Source organism: Alkalibacterium sp. 20, from assembly GCF_001885615.1.
GTDB lineage: Bacteria > Bacillota > Bacilli > Lactobacillales > Carnobacteriaceae_A > Alkalibacterium.
This window is the reverse complement of sequence record NZ_LSRN01000023.1, coordinates 64297-85600: the sequence shown is the minus strand read 5'-3', so window position 1 is coordinate 85600 and position 21304 is coordinate 64297. Positions and strand designations below refer to the sequence as shown.

The following is a 21304-nucleotide window of genomic DNA, read 5'->3' as shown; positions in this document are numbered from 1 at the left end:
GAAAAGGAGAATTTTATAATGACTAACAAAATGAATATAGGTATTATTTTAGGAAGTACAAGAGATGGACGTGTCAGTCCTCAAGTAGGCGAATGGGTCAAGGAAGTCGCAGACGAACGTGGCGATGCAAATTACGAAGTCGTAGATCTCCTTGAGTATCAGTTGCCGTTCTTGGGAACAACAGATGGTACGGAGCCGGGAATAGCTGCCTGGAACGAAAAAATAGACAGCTTAGATGGCTTTGTCTTTATTGTTCAGGAATACAACCACAGTTACACAGGTGTTTTGAAGAATGCGATCGACCACTTGAGAGATGCATGGCACGACAAAGCAGCTGGCATAGTGAGTTATGGCTCTACAGGCGGCGCACGCGCAGCTGAACATCTTCGCGGTGTTCTAGGCGAACTGAAAATTGCAGACGTCCGTGTCCATCCGACACTGTCATTGTTTACCGACTTTGAAAACTTCACGACATTCAAACCGGCCGAACTGCATTTAACCAATGTGAATGAAATGCTGGACCAAGTGAATGCCTGGAGTAATGCGTTGAAACCATTACGAATTAAAGAAGAAACAGTAGTGGAATTATAATCTAAATAAGATAATAAAAGTTCAATAAATCGGCCAGTAATCTTTACGCTGATTTATTGGACTTTTTTTACATCGTTATTGTTGCAATTACAACAATAGCGATGTAACCTGTTTATATACAATAGATAATTATTAGCAAGACAGAGTAAAAGTTTAGTACTTATTTAAAATAGAGAGGTGAATCATGGTAGACATTCTGAGAGATATTGGCGTGATAGCCCGATCACTTGATTCAATCGCCAATATCGAGTTCAAGGATCTAGATCTTACAAGGGGACAGTATTTGTACGTAGTCCGGATAGATGAAAATCCGGGGATCATACCTGATCGACTGGCTGATATGATAAAAGTGGATAGGACGACCGCATCGCGGGCAATCAACAAGCTAGAAAAACAGAGATTCATTGAAAAGCGGGAAGATCCTGAAAACAAGAAGATCAAGAGATTGTTTGCTACAGAAAAAGGGGCTGAGGCCGCAGAATACATCCGCCGAGAAAATACCCTTTCTAGTGAAGTGGCTCTGGATGGTTTGACACAGGAAGAAGCGAGAAACCTTTCCGTGCTATTGAAAAAAGTAAAAAGAAATGTTGAGTCGGATTGGAATACTGTAAAAAAAGGAAAGAAACGAGCGTATTGAATAGCGAACAACCATGTTTGCCATAGCGTTTAATCGTCTACGCAGTGCGCACACTATCTTTATTGGAGATGACGAACAGAGCGAATTGATCATGACCAAACAATTAATAAAATGAGAGTGGAGGATATTTTTATGAATAAATTTATTGTTGAGGAAGAATTTTGGGATCTGTTCCCTGATACCCAGGTGAATGTCCTGATTATCAAGGGAATCGATAACCATGTGGATGAGTCGAACAGGAACTATTTTGTCGAGTTGCTGGAAAAAGGAAAACAAGAAGCAGAGACATTTTTGACAGGAGAAGTCTTCAGTCAAAATCCAGTTGTTGATGAATGGCGGAGTGCTTTCCAACACTTTAAAACTAAAAAGGGAGCGCGTTCCTCAATAGAGGCGCTGCTAAAACGAGTGAGTCAGGAACGGGATTTCTCTCCCATCAATCCTTTAGTCGATATCTATAACAGTGTTTCCCCTGAAGTATGCCGTTCCTTGTGGTGGAGAAGATATGGATGTGATTGCGGGTGATTTACGTCTTGGCAAAGCTAAAGGAGGCGAACACTTTTTTCCATTGGGAGCAAATAGTGATTCACCTGCATTACCCAGTGAGATCATTTATTATGATGATGAAGGAGCTGTTTGTCGGTGTCTTAACTGGTGGGAAGCAAAGCGGACCATGCTGCAGGAGAAAACCAAGAATGCAGTATTGGTGATTGAGTCAGTTAACGCTGAACAAGCGAAACGGGTAAATGAAGCGGCGGAAGAACTGAAAATTCTCGTGGATGCATATTTCAAAATGGATAGTACAGCAACCATATTAACAAAAGACGATCCTTCGTTGAATGTTGTGTGAATGCGAAGAAGCTGACAGAAAAAAGTTGTGACTGTTTACGTAAGTGGTCGTTATGGCGGCAAGATAATTCAAAAGTTAAAGCAGGTTAGATTTGACGCTATCTGAAAAATTGTGAAATAAGTATCTTGCAAATATAAGAAGCACTCTAAAAGTTTGCTTGATTTTTGATTGAATAGTGAATACTATGACATCTTCTTAAGGGGTTCTTTTTTTGAATTTGCTAATATGAGAAAGGTTCTACGTAGACATATGTCTGTGACAATAGTATTACAATTATTATTATATTGTGTAATAATTCACTTGTGAATGGTATAGTTAACAAATACTAGTGATAGGATGAGTATGATGGATAATACAATAAGTTTTTACACACTCTATTTTTTTTACGGATTGACTTTCTATACATTTGGTTTGAGTGCTATACTTCAGAATAACCAAACTTCTGTCGACTCAATTGATGTTTTTTCAAAAAATATTTACTTAGGTTACTTTGGTTTATTTCATGGAACAACGGAATGGTTTATCATGATACGCTCGCTTGATATTTTTAGCAATTATTCTTTTTATCTTTATACTTTTCAAATAGTAGCCAACGCGGCATCGTTTAGTTTCTTACTTTACTACGGCTTAAACTTTCATTCTTCTAGTTCAAAAACAAGGATAAAAAAAATTATACCCTTAGCTCTGTTTTCGGTTTGGATCACAGGTTTATATATATCCTTTAATGTAAGCGGTTATGCGCAGACGTTTCCTCTTTTTAGTGCATTGAGCAGGTATTTTATTGGACTCCCGGCAACTATATATACGAGCTACAGGTTTTTCAAACTTTCCAGACAATCGAAGAGAAAGCATTTGCTTACTTTGTCTAATCATTTAATCATAATCAGCCTCTGTTTTTTATTTTATGGAATATTTTCAGGGATATTGATCACAGATAAAGGCTTTTTTCCTAATACCATAATAAATAGCTCGTTACTTCAAGAAACTATTGGTGTCTCATCTGAATTTTTAAGGATGATAATGGCTATTATAATTACGGTGTATTATTTAAGAAGTATAAAAGAATATAGGGCTGAGGAAGAAAGGAAACTGTACCACTTAATTGAAACTAAAATGCAGTATAAGGAAAGAAAAAAAATAGCAAGAGAGTTGCACGATAATATTATTCAAGAGTTATTTGCGAGTGGAATGCTAATAGAAAATATTTTAGATTCAGAAAAAGAGCAGACCATTAGGAATGATTTAACTATCGTCAAAAGTAATTTAAATAAATCTATTGATAATATTCGGTCATTAATGGGGGATATCCTTTCTAAAAAATTCAATATAGAGCAGTTCCAAGAGGAAATAGACCAGTTGATTTATAAGCATTCAATGTATTCTAATATTTCCTTTGTCACAAATTTTGAAGACTCTCAAAATCATCTCAGGGATTCATCTGAGAAGAGCTTAACTAATCTATACTATATTATCCAGGAAGCACTCATTAATATAATTAAGCACGCTGAAGCAACGGAAGCATCGATCATCACAGAGGGAACACATGAATGTTTTGAAGTAAGGATAACAGACAATGGGAGAGGCATTGATAAGGCTAATCTAGACCAATCAAGAGAGACTGAACATCTTGGATTAGCTATTATAAAAGAGCGTGCGCAGATTATTGATGCACAATTGACGATAAACAGCACCCTAAAGGGAACAACAATAATCATCAAAGTACCTTGGAGGTCTGAAAATGATGAATAAAATCAAAGTAGTAATTATTGATGATCACAACATTGTAAGAATGGGAATTAAATCATTGATAGAGAAGGATGATCGTTTTTATGTGAGTGGTGAGAGCGATACATTAACTGAAGGCTTATCAATTATACTCAGTCAAAAACCAGATGTCGTCTTACTTGATTTTCGCCTCCCTGACGGCGATGCAGTAATAGGAACTAAAAGAATTAAAACGGCTTGTCCAGATGTTAAGGTACTGATATTGACGGCTTATCAAAGTGAAGAAGTTTTATCTGAAGTCCTTCGGGTAGGTGCGGATGGTTTTTTATTGAAAACCATTGAGAGTGTCAAAATAACTGAGGCATTGTATAAAGTTTACAAAGGAGAAGGTTATCTTGATGAGAGTATATCCGGATTGATTTTCGACAAATTGAAATCTACTTACAAAAAAACTTCACTCAATCCCTTTTCACTTACCTTGAGAGAAAAAAATATATTAGATTTGTTAGTCAATGGGAATTCCAACAAAGAAATTGCGTATGATTTAGAAATAGCAGAAAAGACTGTTAGAAATAATTTGACTAGAATAATGGAAAAGCTAAATGTGACTAATCGGACTGAAGCTGCGTTAGTTTGGAAACGTTATATTAATTAAAGTTAATAACCCAAAAAAAGTAGGGCTTAGAAGAGATCTTTCTAAAGACTGCTTTTTAGTTTTCGCTTGATTGTAATCTCACTTTGTAAAGGTATTGCCTTCATCTGAATTACCTGTATGTTTAAGTGTTCTGATTTGAACTTGCTTCTCTTGAAATTCTGATTGTTGTACCAGAAATGGTATCGTATGAGTTTTGAAAATGAATTAGTTGCTCATGTCAGTACATCCATCTCCAGTGAATACGGGAATGATGCGTTCCGTTGAAGAAGGACTGAACCCGGGCAAGTCAGAAGATGCCAAGACAGCCATCACTGAACAAATTTCGATTGGTCGTTTTGGAGGAGCAGTTGAAATTGCTAAGTTAGTGCTATTCCTCACTCCTGATGAGAGCGAACTTATATCCGGAAGTTAGTACCGAATCGACGGCGGGATGGCAGTCAAATAATTCAAAGATTGAAGAAATATAGATCTGAAGTTGTCAAAATAATGTTGGAATAAGCATTTTGTGAATACAAGAAGCACTGTAAAAATTTCGATCGATTATTATTGAATAATGATTACAAATAAATGAGGACCTCTTATTTTGTGGTTCTTTTTTTGTCCACAAGAATGCGCTCATTGAATTGGGATGATTCGATATAACTGTAGGTACAACGTAACGTAAGGAAAGAGCCTGCGAAGAGAGCGCTGGCGACCGTAGAAATCATGATCTTTATTTGTGATAAAAGATGACCACAGGAGTTGCGTTCATCCTATAAAACAGATCGAATCGGTGCGTATTTTCGCCAAAAAATCAGAGGTGAAAAAACTTAATTTCTTCACATTATATTCAATGAATTTAAAGGAAAAAATGAGAACAAAAAACCCGTACATTAAATTTTTGACCTGAATATGAGCATAAAAATTGTGAAAAACATTTGTAATTCTAACAATAAATAGGGTATAGTATTAATTAGAAATAAATGAGAGATATATTAAGGGGAAAAAATGGAGAATTTTACAGCAATTAATACGACGATCAATGAGTTAGTATGGGGATGGCCGCTTCTGGTTCTTATTTTAGGGTCAGGTATTTACTTGACGATACGGACGGATTTCATATCCTTCACTAAATTTGGCTACGCTATGAAGCAGACACTTTTCAAAATGTTTAAGAAAGATCAAGTGGGTGAAGGGGAAGTCACGGCCTTTCAAGCTGTGTCGACTGCTTTAGCAGCCGCAGTCGGTACGGGGAATATTGCCGGCGTCGGTACGGCTATAGCGATAGGCGGACCAGGTGCAATTTTCTGGATGTGGCTCGCTGCCGTATTTGGAATGGCGACGAAATTCGGCGAGGTCGTCCTGTCTATCGAATACAGAGAAAAGACTGATAAGGGTCACTTTGTCGGTGGACCGATGTACTACCTTGATAAAGGAGCAAACAAGAAGTGGCTCGGCGTACTGTTTGCCATTTTTGGTACAGTAGCCACCTTTGGGATTGGTAACATGGTGCAGTCCAATTCTGTTGCGGCTTCACTTAAAAGCACGTTTGATATCGATCCTATAGTAACCGGGATTGTGTTAATGATCGGTGTTGGCCTAGTCACATTAGGCGGCATTAAAAAAATCGGAAAAGTCACATCGGTATTGGTTCCATTAATGGCAGCCGTTTATATTGTTGGTGGCATGATCATTATTATCCTTAATATCGAACTTGTCCCAGGGGCATTTGGAATTATATTCCGGGATGCCTTCACCGGAACGGCAGCCACTGGTGGTTTTGTCGGTTCCACAATGGCAATGACGATCCGATTCGGTATTGCCAGAGGAGTCTTTACAAATGAAGCCGGACTGGGAAGTGCACCTATTGCCCATGCGGCAGCGACAACAGATCATCCTGTCAGACAGGGACTTTGGGGCATTTTTGAAGTCTTCGTCGACACACTCGTTCTGTGTACCATTACTGCTCTTGTCATTGTCATGACGGGCGTATGGGAAACTGGTCTGGACGGCGCCGCTTTAACAACGGTGGCGTTTGATGAAGGGATGCCGTTTGGCGGACACATCGTGACATTCGGTTTAGTCTTCTTTGCATTTTCAACATTGTTGGGCTGGTCTTACTACGGCGAACGTTGTATGGAGTATTTATTTGGACCCAAATCGATTATCATCTACCGACTTATTTTTCTTCCACTGATCGTGGTTGGATCAGTTGGTGGACTGCGTGTCATCTGGGCTATCGCGGATACACTGAACGGCCTGATGGCATTACCGAACTTGATCGGTTTGTTACTGCTGAGTCCGGTGATCGCACGCTTGACCAAGGAATACTTCGGTAAAGACGGTATTTATGAAAGTGAACAAACAGAAAGTTAAATAAGTATGATCAGTGTAGTGAAATGAAAATTAATAATATGGTATAAAAAAGAACCTCTTTTCGAAGAGGTTCTTTTTTATACCATATTATTTGTCACTGGTTCAAAACTATACTACATCAATAGACTGTCTTTTTGTGAAAAACAGATTAAATGGTATAATGGACGACTAAAAACGAAGGAGAACTTCGAGCAATCTGCTGATTAGCTAACACGTCAAAAAAGGTGGAAGCATAATGCAGAATGAAGAGCTATTTAAGAAACTGGATGACATCTTAAACTATATTAGTATAGAGACGGGTGAACGTTTAAAGCGTTTAGAAAAAAAGTCGAAGCGTATGCAGGAAATCATTTCAATACGGAAAGAGCCTAGTTGGCTTTTAAAGATAAAAACATTCCGGTTAGGCCCTCCTACTATACGAACGGGTGTAACGTCAGCGATGAATATGTAAAAATCAGAACGGTGGATGAACTGAAAAGAAGCGATTTAACGGACGAGAGATCAGTTTTACATGGTGTGTTGACAAAAGAAGAGATCATGCCGAACAGTTTCTTTTTTTATAATCCTGAATGACATCAGAAAATCATTCAGTTACTTGAAGAAAAAAGTCGGTGGCCATCGTCACAGTCGTTGAAAAGGATGAATCAGTTTTTGAAGATGGCGACTTCGTGATACCTAGCGTGTATATGACAAAGAATGAAGGAGAGACCTTACTTGAAAATGACGGGGAAATAAAAGCAGTGATCAATGCTGTGAGAGAAGAATCTTATCTGGATAACGTTATGGCCAGACTGAACCCGGAGATGAGTCAGAAACTGGTCGTTACGGCTCATAGGGATACTAAAACAGGTGCTCCGGGAGCTTTGGATAAGGCAACTGGTATCACCATTCTATTATTGTTGAGTCATTCGATCAAGTAAGAGGATATTGATTTCTGTCTCGAACTGTTATTACTGAACGAGGAAGACTACTATTCGATCCCGGGACATTTGGCATATGTGGAGACGTACCTTCAGAATACAAAGTACATCCTATTAGCGATCAACTGCGATGGGGTGGGGCTGAAAAATAGTCTAATGGCTGTCTCGCTAATTGAATGTGACAGCGAAACAGAAAATCGGTTAAACAAAATAATGCTTAAAAGAACGGGGATAGAATTTATAGATCCCTGGGCTCAAGGCGACCAGATGTTGTTTGTCTTGAAACATATACCGACCGTCATCTTTACCTCTAGTGGTGTCTTTTAGATCTTGGATACTATTATCCACACAGAAAAGAATACATTAGACATAGTTGATGATGAGAAAGTTGTTAGTGTGGTCCGAGTGATCGAAGAAGTTTTTTTGTGCCTTAAAATAAGTTGCACAAATAATTGAATGAATTTGTAAGTTTATTACTTTCTCATTATCTTATATAGTAGGTGTAGGAAAAGATTAACGTCACAACATAAGGAGTGAAAATATGTTAAGTGAATTTTTGAGAGGGAATACAAACTTTATAGATAAAGTATCATCCTGGGAAGAATCTATAGAAATTGCTTCTCAACCATTAATTGAAAAGGCTTACATCGAATCGAAGTATATACAGGCTATGATAGAAAATGTAAGAGTAAATGGATCATATATTGTGATTGTACCTGAAATTGCTATGCCTCATGCAACGACGGATAAAGGTGTTAATAAAACAAGTATGTCGTTTTTAAAGTTGAACGAACCGGTTATTTTCCCTGGGAATCACGAAGTGAAACTTCTTTTTGTATTAGCTACTGAAGATACTACGACCCACTTGGAACTTCTTTCGGACCTCTCATCGATTCTGATTGAGGAAGAAATCAAGGAGATGCTGAAATCTGCTAAAAATGAAGAAGAAGTTATTGAGTTAATTAAGAGGGTGGAAGAATGAAATTAAATGTGAATGGTTTCGATATAGAAGCAAATTATACTGAGCAGGAAATAGAATCAGTTTTTTTACCCCTTTTAAAAGAAATTAATGAAAAACGGGAAAAGAAAGGAAAAAGGTTGATCGTTTTTCTCGCGGCACCGCCGGGAACTGGAAAAACTACACTGAGTCTCTTTTTAAACAAATTCTATGACGACCATTTTTCTGCTTTTACTTTTCAGTCTATTTCCATAGACGGCTTTCATCATAAAAGAAAATATTTATTATCAAATTACATTGTAGCTGATAATCACAAGGTTCTATTGAATGATATAAAAGGTAGTCCAGAGACGTTTGATATTGAATCCCTGAAAACCGCTTTAAGTCAACTGGAAGATGAAACAGTATTATGGCCAGTATATGATCGTAATACACACGATATCAGTGAAGACAAAATCAAGATTGACTCAGATATCATTTTGATCGAAGGAAATTGGCTGCTTCTGAATGAAGAAAAATGGAAAGAGCTGGTAAATTTTTGTGATCTCAGCATATTTATCCAGGCAGAAGAAACGATACTAAGAACGAGATTAATTGAAAGGAAAATGAGAGGGGGGATCAGTTTAAAAGATGCTAGAACTTTTTATGAACAGAGTGATAATAAAAACATAAAAAGAGTGCTTGAGCGGCATCACACTCCGGATATTACATTAACATTAAATAATAAAAAAGAAATTGTGAAAGGATGATAAAAATGATGGATACAGGAACTGAAAACCCAAAGACAAGTAATCGGGCCAGAGTTCAAGCTTTCGGTGGTTTTCTAACCAACATGGTTCTTCCTAACATTGGTGCATTTATCGCTTGGGGGATTTTAACGGCCTTATTTATTCCCACTGGTTGGTTTCCTAATGAAGACCTCGCAGCTATAGTTGGTCCGGCTATAACCTATTTATTACCATTACTTTTGGCCCATACTGGAGGTAGAATGGTCGGTGGACAGCGTGGAGCAGTCATGGGAACTATCGGTGCAATTGGATTAATTGTAGGATCTGACATTCCAATGTTCTTGGGAGCAATGGCTATCGGTCCTTTAGGTGGCTGGCTAATTAAGAAAGTTGATAAAGTAATTGAAGATAAAATACCTGCTGGCTTCGAGATGGTAGTTAATAATTTCTCTATCGGGATATTAGGATTTTTATTAATGCTTTTCTCATTCTTTGTTATTGGCCCTATCATTGTAGTAGCCAATAACTTTGTAACCGCAGCGATTGAAGCATTGGTTTCTACTGGATTTTTACCTCTTCTTTCAATTATAAATGAACCGGCTAAAGTTCTATTTTTGAATAACGTTATTGACCAGGGAATCTATTATCCGTTAGGTATGCAAGAAACACTGGAAGTAGGAAAATCCATTTACTTTACAGTTGCATCCAATCCGGGACCTGGACTAGGCTTGCTATTAGCTTTTACTTTCTTTGGTAAAAAAGTGGCAAGAAGAACTGCTCCGGGAGCAATTATTATTCACTTCTTCGGTGGAATTCATGAATTGTATTTCCCTTATGTTTTAATGAAACCGATAACAATATTGGGTATGATTGCTGGTGGGATGTCAGGTATATTAACCTTCCAAGTCTTTGGTGCAGGTTTAGTTGCTGGTCCAAGTCCTGGTTCCATCTTTGCGTATCTAGCGCTGACACCACGAGGTAACTTTATAGGAGTCATAGCTGGGGTACTAGTTGGGACAATTGTTTCATTTTTAGTTACTTCAGCCATTCTAAAAGCGGATAAAAGTACGGAAGATGAATTTGAAGAATCTCTAGAAAAATCAAAAAGAATGAAGTCTGAAGGGAAAAAATTATATACTTCAGGAACTGCAACAGTTGCTCAACCGGTTAATAAAATTGCGTTTGCCTGTGATGCTGGATTAGGAAGCAGTGCACTAGGCGCTACGACCTTCAAGAAGAGACTGAAAAAAGTGGATTTAGATGAAATCGATGTTAAAAATTATCGCATTGAGGATGTTCCTGAAGAGTCGGATATCATCGTCGTACACAAAAACTTACTTGAAAGAACACGCATGAAACACCCGGATACAAGAATTGTCACTATAGAAAACTATATTGAGGATTCGAATCTACAGGACTTATTAAACGAATTGAAAGAGAGATGATTAGATGAGAACCAAAGCTGTTGCGTTATACGGAAAAAAAGATTTAAGAGTGAGAGAGTTTGACCTTCCTGAAATCGGAGAAGAAGAATTGCTGGTAAAGGTTATTAGTGATACGGCTTGTTTATCAACTTATAAAGCAACCATTCTTGGCGAGGATCATAAACGGGTTCCGGAAAATTTGGAGGAACATCCAATCATCGTAGGCCATGAATTTGGAGGGTTTATTGTAGAAGTCGGAGATAAAATAAGAGAACAATTTAACGAAGGAGACAAATTTGTTCTTCAACCGGCCATGGGGTTAGATAGCGGCTATTCTGCCGGCTACAGCTATGAGTTTTTTGGAGGCGATGCAACATATTGTATTATTCCAAAAGTTGCTATCGACTTAGGCAGTGTTCTTCCTTATAACGGGACCTATTTTGCTAATGGCTCACTTGCAGAACCGATGTCCTGTATCATTGGTGCATTCAACGCGAATTACCACACAACACCTTATGTGTATAAACATGAGATGGGAGTCAAAAAGGGAGGACAACTTGCTTTACTTGGTTGTGGCGGTCCGATGGGGATAGGTGCTCTCGATTATGCAGTAAATGGCGACTTGGGTATAAAGAAAATTGTGGCTACAGAAATAGATGAAAAGAGAATCAATCGTCTGAAGAAACTTATACCGCCAAGCGCTGCGAAAGAAAAAGGAATTGAGCTAGTATACGTGAATGTAGGAGAAGTTGAAAATCAGAAGGATTATTTAATGGAATTGTCGGATAATCAAGGGTTTGATGATGTATTTGTATTTGCCGCGGTGGAGCCTCTGCTGATTTTAGCTGATGGTATTTTGGGGAACGATGGTTGCTTGAATTTCTTTGCAGGTCCGACGGATAAAAATTTCACTGTGCCAATTAATTTATACAATGTTCATTATGCCTCTACTCATATTGTGGGAACTTCCGGAGGATCCACGGATGATATGAAACACTCTTTGAAACTGACTGAAGAAGGAAAAATCAATCCTTCCATGATGATCACACACATAGGAGGCATAGAAGCGACGCCGGAAATGATATTAGGAATGAAAAATGCCAGTGCCGGGAAAAATGCCATCTATCCACATATCTCATTGGAGTTGACCGGTCTGGAAGAGTTCGAAGAAAAAGGAAAGACTGACCCTGTCTTCATGGAAGTTCACAAATTAATAGAAAAACACGACGGGATATGGAATGAAGAAGCAGAAAAATACTTGCTGGAAAATCTCAGTAATTAATGATAATGATGATTTAATGTTTAGTACTATTTTTGTACCAAAACTGTTAAAATAGTATAAACAACAAACTGATGTCGCTGCAGTATCCGAGATGATCATCCCGGATACTGCAGCGACCAGTTTATCAATCGATAACAGCCAGTATTATTGATCTATCGGGAAAGGAGGAAGATATGCTTACTTTCAGAGAAATCAACATCATTAGGGAGTTACTGAAAAACCCGGTCAGGACAATTGATTCTTTGTCTAAACAATTTAATATCAGCAAACGAACGGTAAGATATGATATGGATAATATTGGAGATGTTCTGTATGAGAACGGCCTACTGTCATCTACCTTTGATCTCTTTGATCAGGTAGATAAATCAAATAAAGAAAAAATCAAAGAATTTATAGAAAATCTGAAAATCAATGAACTTATTTTACAACAGAATGAGCGGTATTTGATTTTAAAGTATTCTTATATACTTTTGGGCAAGCTTAATTTAACACACCTAAGCAGAGAACTGCTGGTCAGCAGAGTTACGATAAAGAACGATTACAATCAGTTCTTAAAGGAATTAAAACAGTTAAAGTTAGAGTCGAAATTAAAGCATAAAGATGGATTCATTCTGATTGGTAAGGAGAAAGACATTCGTGATGCCCAGTGGAAAGTATTGAATAGTATTTCTAAAGAGACGATGCATAATAAACTTCTATTCTCCAAACTTCTAGATCAATATATGGGGGATTTGAATTTAAAGGGGATCAATCAGTTCTTGTCTGCAATGCAGAAAAAACTTAGTTGTGTTTTTTCTGATAAAACCTATAAAGATATTCGTAATTACTTGATAGTTGTCTTACAGAGAAATAAAAAGGGTGAGGTGAATAATTTTTTTTACAAATCGGATACACATCTTCGTACTTATGAACTGGAAGTGTTGAAATCAGAGAAAGGGATATTGGAAGAATTTTATGGAGTAAGAGTAAAAGAAATAGATTTAATAGAAATATCTAAAATGTTGATCAATGGTAAGTACATCAAATTAACAGACATTTCTTATAATTACTGGATTGAAATGGACAGTCTAGTGTTTAAGCTGATTCGTATTTTCAGTGAATACCATGGTGTTGATTTGACTAAAGATAAAGAACTGTTTGAAGGACTGTCCAATCATCTGAAACCGATCCTGTTCAATATTAAAAATAATATAGAATCCAATCAGCCTATCTCTTATGATGTAAAGTCGGAGTATCCAGATGTATATGAGTGTACACTGAATTCTTTAAAGGAATCCGGCTTGCTTCCTACCAAAAGAAAGATTGATGAAGAAGTTTCTCTGATAACGATTCACTTTGCAGCCGCGCTTCATAGAGGAGTTTTGCTTGAAAAGAAACCGAAAAACATTTTACTCGTTTGCAGTCAAGGTATTGGTGTATCCAAATTTTTAGAGCAACGTTTGGAAAGGGAGTTTAATGTCAAAGTTGTCGATACCATTCCATTGCATTATTTATCAGATTATCCCCAAAAGCATTTAGTGGATATGATCATTACCGCGGTGGATCTTGAAGAGGTTATGACGAATCTTTCTTTTATAAAAGTTAATACAATACTTACAGAAGAGGATTTATTAAATTTGGAAAAAGTAGGTATAATGAAAACAACCAAGAAAATTGAACTTTCTCAACTGGTGAATACGATTTATTCAAATGTTGAAGTGGGAAATAATAAGGAACTGGTTAAGGCATTAAAAGATAATTTCGGCAGTTTCATATTAGATGATTTGATTTCTGCTGACAACGAAAAAGAAGCAAAGGTACCTAAGTCTCATATACAAATAGTGGAATCGGTAGATTCCTGGAAAGAAGCCATCGTTATAGCGACCAGGCCTTTAGTTGATAATTCATACGTAGCCGAGAGTTATATTGAAAATGTAACTGAATCTTTCGAAAAGTACGGCTATTATATGTTCATAGGAGATGAAGTGGCTATTCCTCATGCGCGCTCCGACAAAGATGTATTTAAAACGGGATTTAGTATTTTGATCCTCAAGAATAAGGTACAGTATTCTGAGGACAGTGCCATAAAAGTATTGATTTGTTTTGCCTCAATGGATAATCTGGAACATCTAGATACATTAGTCAATTTGATAGAGGTAGTAAAATCAGACGAATTTAAGCAAATATTGAATCAGAACATAACCGAGGAAGCAGTTTTCCAGCTGATTTCTTCAAATATTTAAAGGAAAGACAGCGATTTTCCGCCTGTCTTTTCTTTATTTTTATATAGACGCATAAGTATTGTCGGCTTGATCTTTTCGATTAGATAAATCATCAGACTGCATTATTATGCTTTTGTAATTATTTGAAAATCTACTTACATTAATCTGGCAGTAATAGAAATTAGAATATAAGCTGTAAAGATGAAAAAAATGATGTACATTCTCCAAAAAATTGTGTATATTAATATTAAAATATAATGAGTGTTTAATTAAAAGGAGAAAAATATGGATAGATTAATGGAGATAAATGAGTTTGTAAATGATTTGGTTTGGGGATGGCCGTTCTTGGTACTGATTGTGGGGACCGGGGTCTTCCTGACCATATATACACGATTTATATCGTTTGCGAAATTCGGTTATGTTATGAAACAGACGTTCTTTAAAATGTTTAAGAAAGATCAAGTTGGCGAAGGTGAAATCACTGCTTTCCAGGCTGTGTCTACTGCTTTGGCAGCAACGGTCGGGACCGGGAACATTGCCGGTGTCGGGACAGCCATTGCGATCGGTGGTCCAGGTGCCGTCTTTTGGATGTGGGTGGCTGCCTTGTTTGGAATGGCGACGAAATACGGGGAAGTCGTTCTGGCTATCGAGTACAGAGAGAAGACGGAAGACGGCCGGTTTATCGGCGGTCCGATGTACTACCTTTCAAAAGGCGCCAACATGAAGTGGCTGGGTATAATGTTTGCGGTCTTTGGAGCAACAGCGACGTTCGGCATCGGGAACATGGTACAGTCTAATTCTGTGGCAGCTTCTTTAAATACAACGTTTAATATCGATCCCTGGGTGACGGGAATCGTCTTAGCTATTTTGGTTGCATTAGTGACTGTCGGTGGCATCAAAAAAATCGGTAAAGTCACCGAAGTTATCGTGCCGTTTATGGCCGCTATCTATATCTTGGGTGGCCTGATCATTATTGTGGCAAATATTGAACTCGTACCAAGTGCATTAGGGACCATTTTCAGTGATGCCTTCACAGGCACTGCCGCAACAGGCGGTTTTGTCGGATCGACATTAGCCATGTCGATCCGATACGGTGTGGCCAGGGGCGTCTTCACCAATGAAGCGGGACTGGGAAGCGCACCGATCGCACACGCGGCGGCAACGACGGATCATCCTGTCCGTCAAGGCCTATGGGGTATCTTTGAAGTATTTGCGGACACTCTCGTCATTTGTACGATCACAGCGTTAGTCATCGTCATGACTGGGGCAGTGGATACAGGACTGGATGGCGCCGCTTTGACCACCTCGGCTTTTGATGAAGGCATCATGTTTGGTGGTTACATCGTGACGTTTGGTCTGGTCTTCTTTGCCTTTTCGACACTGATCGGCTGGTCTTACTACGGCGAGCGTTGTATCGAATTTCTATTCGGACCAAAAGCCATTATCTTTTACCGCATGGTCTTTATCCCATTGATCGTTGTAGGCGCAGTTGGTGGCCTCCGTGCGATTTGGGCCTTGGCTGACACGTTGAATGGTCTGATGGCACTACCTAACCTGATTGGCCTGTTGATATTGAGCCCGGTCATCATCAAATCGACCAAAGATTATTTTGGTAAAGACGGAATCTATCAGCAGGAAGAAAAAAGCTGATAATTTAATAAAACTATCGCAGGAGAATCTCTTAATAGAGGTTCTCCTGTTTTAGTTACAGGGATCGCGGTTTGGTTGGCCTAGATTATAAGAAAGTTGAAGGCTGTCATTATGATATTCCTGACTCCCGATTGCACAAGTGGCGAGTTTTCTGTAAACATTACTCCAGTGCGCAAAATGAATAAGATCAGGAGAGTCTTTTTATGGCATAAAAAGCATAGGCAAATCGTTTCTGAAATTTTTCGGTTGACTTTCAAAAATAGACTCGCTATAATGAGAAAAAATTAATAAAACTATTAAAAAGAAAGGAGGGTCACTCAATTATGACTAACGATTCATTCATCAAATTGACTGTGCAATATTCTTGGCAAAGCTGGGGCGTCGACAAACGCGCTGGTTATTGGCGTTGCGCAAAAATTGAATGAGCGAATCGTAAATGAGTGATTCTTCGATAAATACATGTGTATATCTGTAGCTAAGTCTAAGTTGCCTGCTTTGTTTGAACAAGGTGCGTGTACCAATTTAGAATCTATGGATAGCTGTATTCTGCTTAGGCAGAAACTCATTTTAAATGGGTTTCTGTCTTTTTTTTTAATAAACAATCAACAAGTAAGAGTAGTATATTCAACTGCCCCATTACAGAGAACTTGCGAGACTGAGAAGCAAGTATGGGAATTGAATGGAATGGACTTACGAGAATCTATCTGAAAGAGAGTAGGATAGGTCGAGTCATCCCCGTTAACGGATGAGAGTGTAGGAGTCAATTTTCCTAAATTGTGGTGGTACCGCGGTAATTTTTATCGTCCCTCAGTAGTGTAATAGCTATCGAGGGCTTTTTTTTATGAAAAAAATGTGGTTTTGGACAAAGAAGAGGGTGTTTTTTAGAGAAAGCGATCAATTTTTACAGCTGATGCGTACCGAATAAACTGAATGATCAGTCAAGATTTACTTACTAAATTCAAAGGGGATAAGACAATGAGTATTCAATACAAAACGAAACAAATCAACGGAGATATGCTGACACCCATTTCGGTGTTTCAACGATTGAACGGCAAGAAGAAATTTATATTAGAGAGTTCAAGTGGGCACGGGGAAAAAGGGCGGTATTCGTTTATCGGAATGGATCCGTATAAGGAGATCGTCGGGAACGAGCAGATCGTCACCGTGAAAGAAGACAGCCAGGAAGAAACGTTCCATGAAAAGCCATTAGAGGTTGTAAAAGCGCATATTCCACAGGTGTCACTGGATTTGCCCTTCCCCTTTTATGGCGGAGCAGTGGGTTACATTGGATACGACGCGATCCGTGAATATGAAAAAATCGGGGAGCGACTGAAGGACGAAATCGACATGCCGGATATTCATTTAATGTTTTATCAGGAACTGGTGGTGTTCGATCATAAGAAACAGGAAGTCACCATCGTAGCGCTGGCAATTGATGGGATCGAGAACTTGGATCAGCGGATCAGAACCATTGAAGAAATGATCCAGCAGCCGGCAGAAGAAAAGATGAACGAGCTGACGCCTCTGGAGTTCTCGACTTCTCATGATAGGGAAAGCTTTATGAAGCTGGTCAAGAAGGCAAAAGAGCATATCGTTGAGGGGGATATCTTCCAGGTCGTGCTGTCCCAACGAATGAAAGCAACGTTTGAAGTGGATCCCTTTACGTTTTACCGGAAATTAAGAGTAGCGAATCCTTCTCCTTATATGTTTTTCGTGGATTTCCAAGAGTATATAGTGCTTGGAGCCTCACCGGAAAGTTTGATCAAGGTCACGGGCGATAAAGTCATCACCAATCCGATTGCCGGAACGAGACCAAGAGGCGAAACGGTCGAAGCAGACGATGCGTATGCAGAAGAATTACTTTCAGATGAAAAAGAGTGTGCCGAACATAAAATGCTCGTGGATCTAAGTCGAAACGATTTGGGGCGCGTTTCACAGATTGGATCGATCTCAATAGATAAGTATATGACGATTGAACGGTTCCAGCATGTGATGCATATTGTCTCGGAAGTGAGTGGCACCTTGGCAGACGGACTGACCGGTTTGGATGCACTGACCACCACCTTGCCAGCAGGAACAGTGTCAGGGGCACCTAAAATTCGAGCGATGCAGATCGTGAATGAGTTGGAAGACAACTTACGCGGTGTTTATTCTGGTTCGATCGGCTACATCAATTTGAATGGAGATTTGGATCTGGCCTTAGCTATCCGAACAATGGTAATAAAAGACAACCTGGCGTATGTTCAGGCAGGAGCAGGGATCGTGTATGATTCTGATCCTGCAACGGAATACCAGGAAACATTAAATAAAGCAAAATCCTTACTGGAGGTCGGACAAAAATGATTTTACTAATCGATAATTATGATTCATTTACGTATAACTTGTACCAATATTTAGGTGAATGTGGAGAAGAAGTAAAAGTCGTGCGAAATGATGCACTGACGATCGCAGAGGTGCGGGCATTAAATCCTAAAGCCATCGTACTTTCTCCTGGACCAGGTACCCCAAGTCAAGCAGGGATTTGTGTCGATCTCGTTAAAGAATTGCATGAGGAAGTGCCTATTTTAGGGATTTGCTTAGGGCATCAGGCCATCGGTGAAGCATTCGGTGGAACTGTCGGTCATGCCGACGAAGTCAAACATGGTAAAACAGCGCGAGTCCTGCATCATCAGGCGGACCTGTTTAAAGGACTGAAAGTGGAAATCGAAGTGATGCGTTACCACTCGTTAGTCATCTTAAAAAACACTTTGCCAGCATGTCTGACAATTACAGCGACGTCGATCACAGACGGCGAAATTATGGCAGTGAAGCATGACGCTTACCCCATTTATGGCTTACAGTTTCATCCGGAATCAATTGGAACGAGTGATGGCAAGCAAATGATAGAAAACTTTTTAGACACGATCAGCAAAGAAGTGGTGAGCGTGAGATGAAGGCATTTATTGAAAAAGTATTGCGGCGTGAGGATCTGACGATTGGAGAGATGGAAACGGCAAGCCACTTGCTGTTTAGTGGAGAAACAGATGAACGACAAAAAGCTGCTTTCTTGACCGCTCTGCGTGCCAAAGGTGAGGCAGTGAGTGAACTGACCGGGCTGGCAAAAGTGATGCGGGAGGTCGCCGTGAAGCTGCCTAAAGAACTGCCCGATGTGATGGATAACTGCGGGACAGGTGGCGATGGTTCTCAAAGTTTCAATATCAGCACCACCAGTGCTTTTGTTTTGGCCGGAGCGGGCGTGACCGTGGCTAAACATGGAAATCGAAGCATCTCAAGTCAAACCGGGAGTGCGGATGTGCTGGAAGAATTAGGCGTGCATTTAAGTGCTACTCCAGAGGAAATGACGGAATTACTAGAGAAAAACAAGATTGCCTTTTTATTCGCACCCAATGTGCACCCAGCTATGAAACATGTGATGCCCGTTCGAAAAGCGTTGGGTATCCCGACTATTTTCAATCTGATCGGTCCACTCACAAACCCGGCAGCCTTGACCACTCAGTTAGTAGGCGTTTACCGCAAAGATGTTCTGATGGATATCGGAAACGTTCTGCACAAATTAGGGAGAAAACGGGCAGTCGTTGTGCACGGAAAAGGTGGGTTGGATGAGGCTTCCTTAGCAGGGATAAATCACTGCATCTTGGTCACTGAGAAAGGACTGACCGCTTTTGATGTCTCTCCGGAAGAAGTTGGTTTGCAAAAAATTGCAAACAGCGCGCTTAAAGGCGGAAATGCCAAAGAAAATGCAGTCATCCTGCGTTCGGTTTTGGAAGGCGTAAAAGGGGCACATCGAGAAGTCGTCCTGTTGAATGCTGGATTAGGCTTGCTCGCGAGTGGCAAAGCTCAGACCCCAAAAGAAGGGGTCACGCTGGCAAAAGAAAGCATTGATTCAGGGGCGGCCTTGAAGAAACTTGACTTTTTAGTCGCCTACGGGAAGGAGAGCGCATGAATGGAAACTATTTTAAAAACGATTTTAAAAGAAAAGCAAAAAGAAGTCTTTAGATTGAAAGAGTCTTTTTCAAAAGAAACACTCAAAAGAACGGTCCCGGTACGCTCTTTTTATAATAGGTGCAAAGAAGCCAAAGACATGCAGGTGATTGCGGAATTTAAACGGTCCTCTCCATCCAAAGGGGAGATCAATCATAGCATTGAACCGGGAAAACAGGCGAAAATCTATGCAGAAGCCGGCGCATCGATGATTTCCGTATTGACAGATAAGCCGTTTTTCCAAGGGGAAATGGCTGATCTGGTAGCCGTTCGAGAAGCAGTAAGCCTGCCGATCTTAAATAAAGATTTTATCATCGACCCCGTTCAAATCGATCGCGCTTATGTTTATGGTGCGGATGTGATTTTGCTGATCGTGGCGGCTTTGTCCGATGAACAGTTAAAAAATTTGAATGAGTATGCAGAGGGTTTAGGACTAGAAGTATTGGTGGAAGTACACAACGAAGAAGAATTGCAGCGCGCGCAAGTCATACAGCCTAAACTCATCGGCATCAATAATCGGAACTTGAAAACCTTTGAAGTGACGTTAGAAACAACGGAGCGATTAGCTGAAAAAGTGGATACAGCCGAGCAGGTGCTTATTAGTGAGAGCGGCATGTCAAGCGTTGAAGAGGTAAAACGAGCGTGGCATGCAGGAGCAAGAGCCATTTTAGTGGGTGAGACGTTGATGAAAGCCAAGAATGTAAAAGAAACGATCCATTCTTTCCAGCAAGGAGCAGACAATGATGCTTGTTAAGATTTGTGGGATTCAAACGCCAGAAACGGCGCAAATGGCAGTAGAAGCAGGGGCTGACCTTATTGGGCTAGTCTTTGCAGCAAGCAAACGGCAAGTAACGATTGACGAGGCAAGAGAAATCAAAAACAGCCTTTCAAATACGAGCGTCAAAGTAGTAGGCGTCTTTCGAAATCAGCCCATACAGGAAGTGAATAGAATCAGTCGCGAACTGGGTCTTGATTATGTGCAGTTACATGGGAAAGAGAGTGTGACAGAGTGCCAGCAAATAAATACCCCACTCATCAAGGCTCTCTCTTTTGAAGAAATCAGCGAAGCCAAGCACTATCAGCAGGTAGCGGATTATATTTTGATCGATAGCCCAAAACCGGGTAGTGGCGAAACCTTTGACTGGACAACGTTAAAAAATAAAAACGAGGACTTTCCACACTTTTTAGCAGGCGGGTTGTCACCTGAAAATATAGCAGAAGCGATTCAACACTTGCAGCCTATTGGAGTGGATGTATCCAGTGGGGTAGAAACGAATGGAAGTAAAGATGCTGAGAAGATTCGAAGGTTTACTCATCAAGTAAAACAGGTAGAGTAAGCGATAAGCGAGA

General features: G+C 39.6%; 20 protein-coding genes, 1 pseudogene and 1 other annotated feature. All 21 genes and pseudogenes read left to right on the top strand.

What is annotated here, in order from left to right:
* Nucleotides 1-30: 30 nt before the first annotated feature.
* The 21 genes and pseudogenes from AX762_RS04360 (at nt 31) to AX762_RS04260 (ending at nt 21291) form a co-directional block, all read left to right on the top strand.
* A complete protein-coding gene (locus AX762_RS04360) occupies nt 31-591 on the top strand; it encodes an NADPH-dependent FMN reductase (protein WP_218162462.1) in 561 nt (186 codons plus the stop codon).
* A 184-nt stretch (nt 592-775) separates the two neighbouring features.
* Nucleotides 776-1228 carry a MarR family winged helix-turn-helix transcriptional regulator gene (locus tag AX762_RS04355; RefSeq protein ID WP_071847933.1) on the top strand — a complete coding sequence of 151 codons (453 nt, stop codon included), beginning with the start codon at nt 776-778 and terminating at the stop codon, nt 1226-1228.
* A 132-nt stretch (nt 1229-1360) separates the two neighbouring features.
* Nucleotides 1361-2075, top strand: a pseudogene (locus AX762_RS04350) (B3/4 domain-containing protein).
* A 345-nt stretch (nt 2076-2420) separates the two neighbouring features.
* Nucleotides 2421-3824: a sensor histidine kinase gene (locus tag AX762_RS04345; RefSeq protein ID WP_071847932.1), complete on the top strand. Its 1404-nt coding sequence runs from the start codon at nt 2421-2423 to the stop codon at nt 3822-3824.
* A complete protein-coding gene (locus AX762_RS04340) occupies nt 3814-4455 on the top strand; it encodes a response regulator transcription factor (RefSeq protein WP_083432787.1) in 642 nt (213 codons plus the stop codon). Before AX762_RS04345 ends, AX762_RS04340 begins: the two co-directional genes overlap by 11 nt.
* Before the next feature lie 214 nt (nt 4456-4669).
* Nucleotides 4670-4867: an SDR family oxidoreductase gene (locus tag AX762_RS04335; protein WP_071847931.1), complete on the top strand. Its 198-nt coding sequence runs from the start codon at nt 4670-4672 to the stop codon at nt 4865-4867.
* A gap of 575 nt (nt 4868-5442) precedes the next feature.
* A complete protein-coding gene (locus AX762_RS04330) occupies nt 5443-6810 on the top strand; it encodes a sodium:alanine symporter family protein (protein ID WP_071847930.1) in 1368 nt (455 codons plus the stop codon).
* A 372-nt stretch (nt 6811-7182) separates the two neighbouring features.
* Nucleotides 7183-7383 carry a hypothetical protein gene (locus AX762_RS12555; protein ID WP_143139283.1) on the top strand — a complete coding sequence of 67 codons (201 nt, stop codon included), beginning with the start codon at nt 7183-7185 and terminating at the stop codon, nt 7381-7383.
* 38 nt (nt 7384-7421) lie between these two features.
* Nucleotides 7422-7730, top strand: a complete 309-nt coding sequence (locus tag AX762_RS04320) for a M28 family peptidase (RefSeq protein ID WP_071847928.1) — start codon at nt 7422-7424, stop codon at nt 7728-7730.
* A gap of 78 nt (nt 7731-7808) precedes the next feature.
* Nucleotides 7809-8057: a hypothetical protein gene (locus AX762_RS04315; protein WP_071847927.1), complete on the top strand. Its 249-nt coding sequence runs from the start codon at nt 7809-7811 to the stop codon at nt 8055-8057.
* A 214-nt stretch (nt 8058-8271) separates the two neighbouring features.
* Entirely contained in the window at nt 8272-8712 is a 441-nt protein-coding gene (locus AX762_RS04310; RefSeq protein WP_071847926.1) for a PTS sugar transporter subunit IIA, read from the top strand.
* Nucleotides 8709-9437 carry a nucleoside/nucleotide kinase family protein gene (locus AX762_RS04305; RefSeq protein WP_071847925.1) on the top strand — a complete coding sequence of 243 codons (729 nt, stop codon included), beginning with the start codon at nt 8709-8711 and terminating at the stop codon, nt 9435-9437. The genes AX762_RS04310 and AX762_RS04305 overlap by 4 nt, the downstream gene beginning before the upstream one ends.
* 8 nt (nt 9438-9445) lie before the next feature.
* Nucleotides 9446-10861, top strand: a complete 1416-nt coding sequence (locus AX762_RS04300) for a PTS mannitol transporter subunit IICB (protein ID WP_071847985.1) — start codon at nt 9446-9448, stop codon at nt 10859-10861.
* 4 nt (nt 10862-10865) lie between these two features.
* The gene (locus AX762_RS04295; protein WP_071847924.1) at nt 10866-12122 is read left to right on the top strand and encodes a zinc-binding dehydrogenase; all 1257 of its coding nucleotides are present in this window, start codon (nt 10866-10868) and stop codon (nt 12120-12122) included.
* Nucleotides 12123-12295: 173 nt separating this feature from the next.
* Nucleotides 12296-14344, top strand: coding sequence for a PTS sugar transporter subunit IIA (locus AX762_RS04290; protein WP_071847923.1), 2049 nt, complete (start codon nt 12296-12298; stop codon nt 14342-14344).
* Between the two features lie 264 nt (nt 14345-14608).
* Nucleotides 14609-15973, top strand: a complete 1365-nt coding sequence (locus AX762_RS04285) for a sodium:alanine symporter family protein (protein WP_071847922.1) — start codon at nt 14609-14611, stop codon at nt 15971-15973.
* Between the two features lie 596 nt (nt 15974-16569).
* Nucleotides 16570-16783 (top strand) — a binding site (T-box leader).
* Nucleotides 16784-16948: 165 nt separating this feature from the next.
* Entirely contained in the window at nt 16949-18316 is a 1368-nt protein-coding gene (trpE, locus tag AX762_RS04280) for an anthranilate synthase component I (RefSeq protein WP_177244034.1), read from the top strand.
* On the top strand, nt 18313-18906 hold the full coding sequence (locus AX762_RS04275; protein WP_071847921.1) for an aminodeoxychorismate/anthranilate synthase component II: 594 nt from the start codon (nt 18313-18315) through the stop codon (nt 18904-18906). The genes trpE and AX762_RS04275 overlap by 4 nt, the downstream gene beginning before the upstream one ends.
* Nucleotides 18903-19916, top strand: a complete 1014-nt coding sequence (gene trpD / locus AX762_RS04270) for an anthranilate phosphoribosyltransferase (RefSeq protein WP_071847920.1) — start codon at nt 18903-18905, stop codon at nt 19914-19916. The genes AX762_RS04275 and trpD overlap by 4 nt, the downstream gene beginning before the upstream one ends.
* Entirely contained in the window at nt 19917-20708 is a 792-nt protein-coding gene (trpC, locus tag AX762_RS04265; RefSeq protein WP_071847919.1) for an indole-3-glycerol phosphate synthase TrpC, read from the top strand.
* A complete protein-coding gene (locus AX762_RS04260) occupies nt 20695-21291 on the top strand; it encodes a phosphoribosylanthranilate isomerase (RefSeq protein ID WP_071847918.1) in 597 nt (198 codons plus the stop codon). The genes trpC and AX762_RS04260 overlap by 14 nt, the downstream gene beginning before the upstream one ends.
* Nucleotides 21292-21304: the final 13 nt, after the last annotated feature.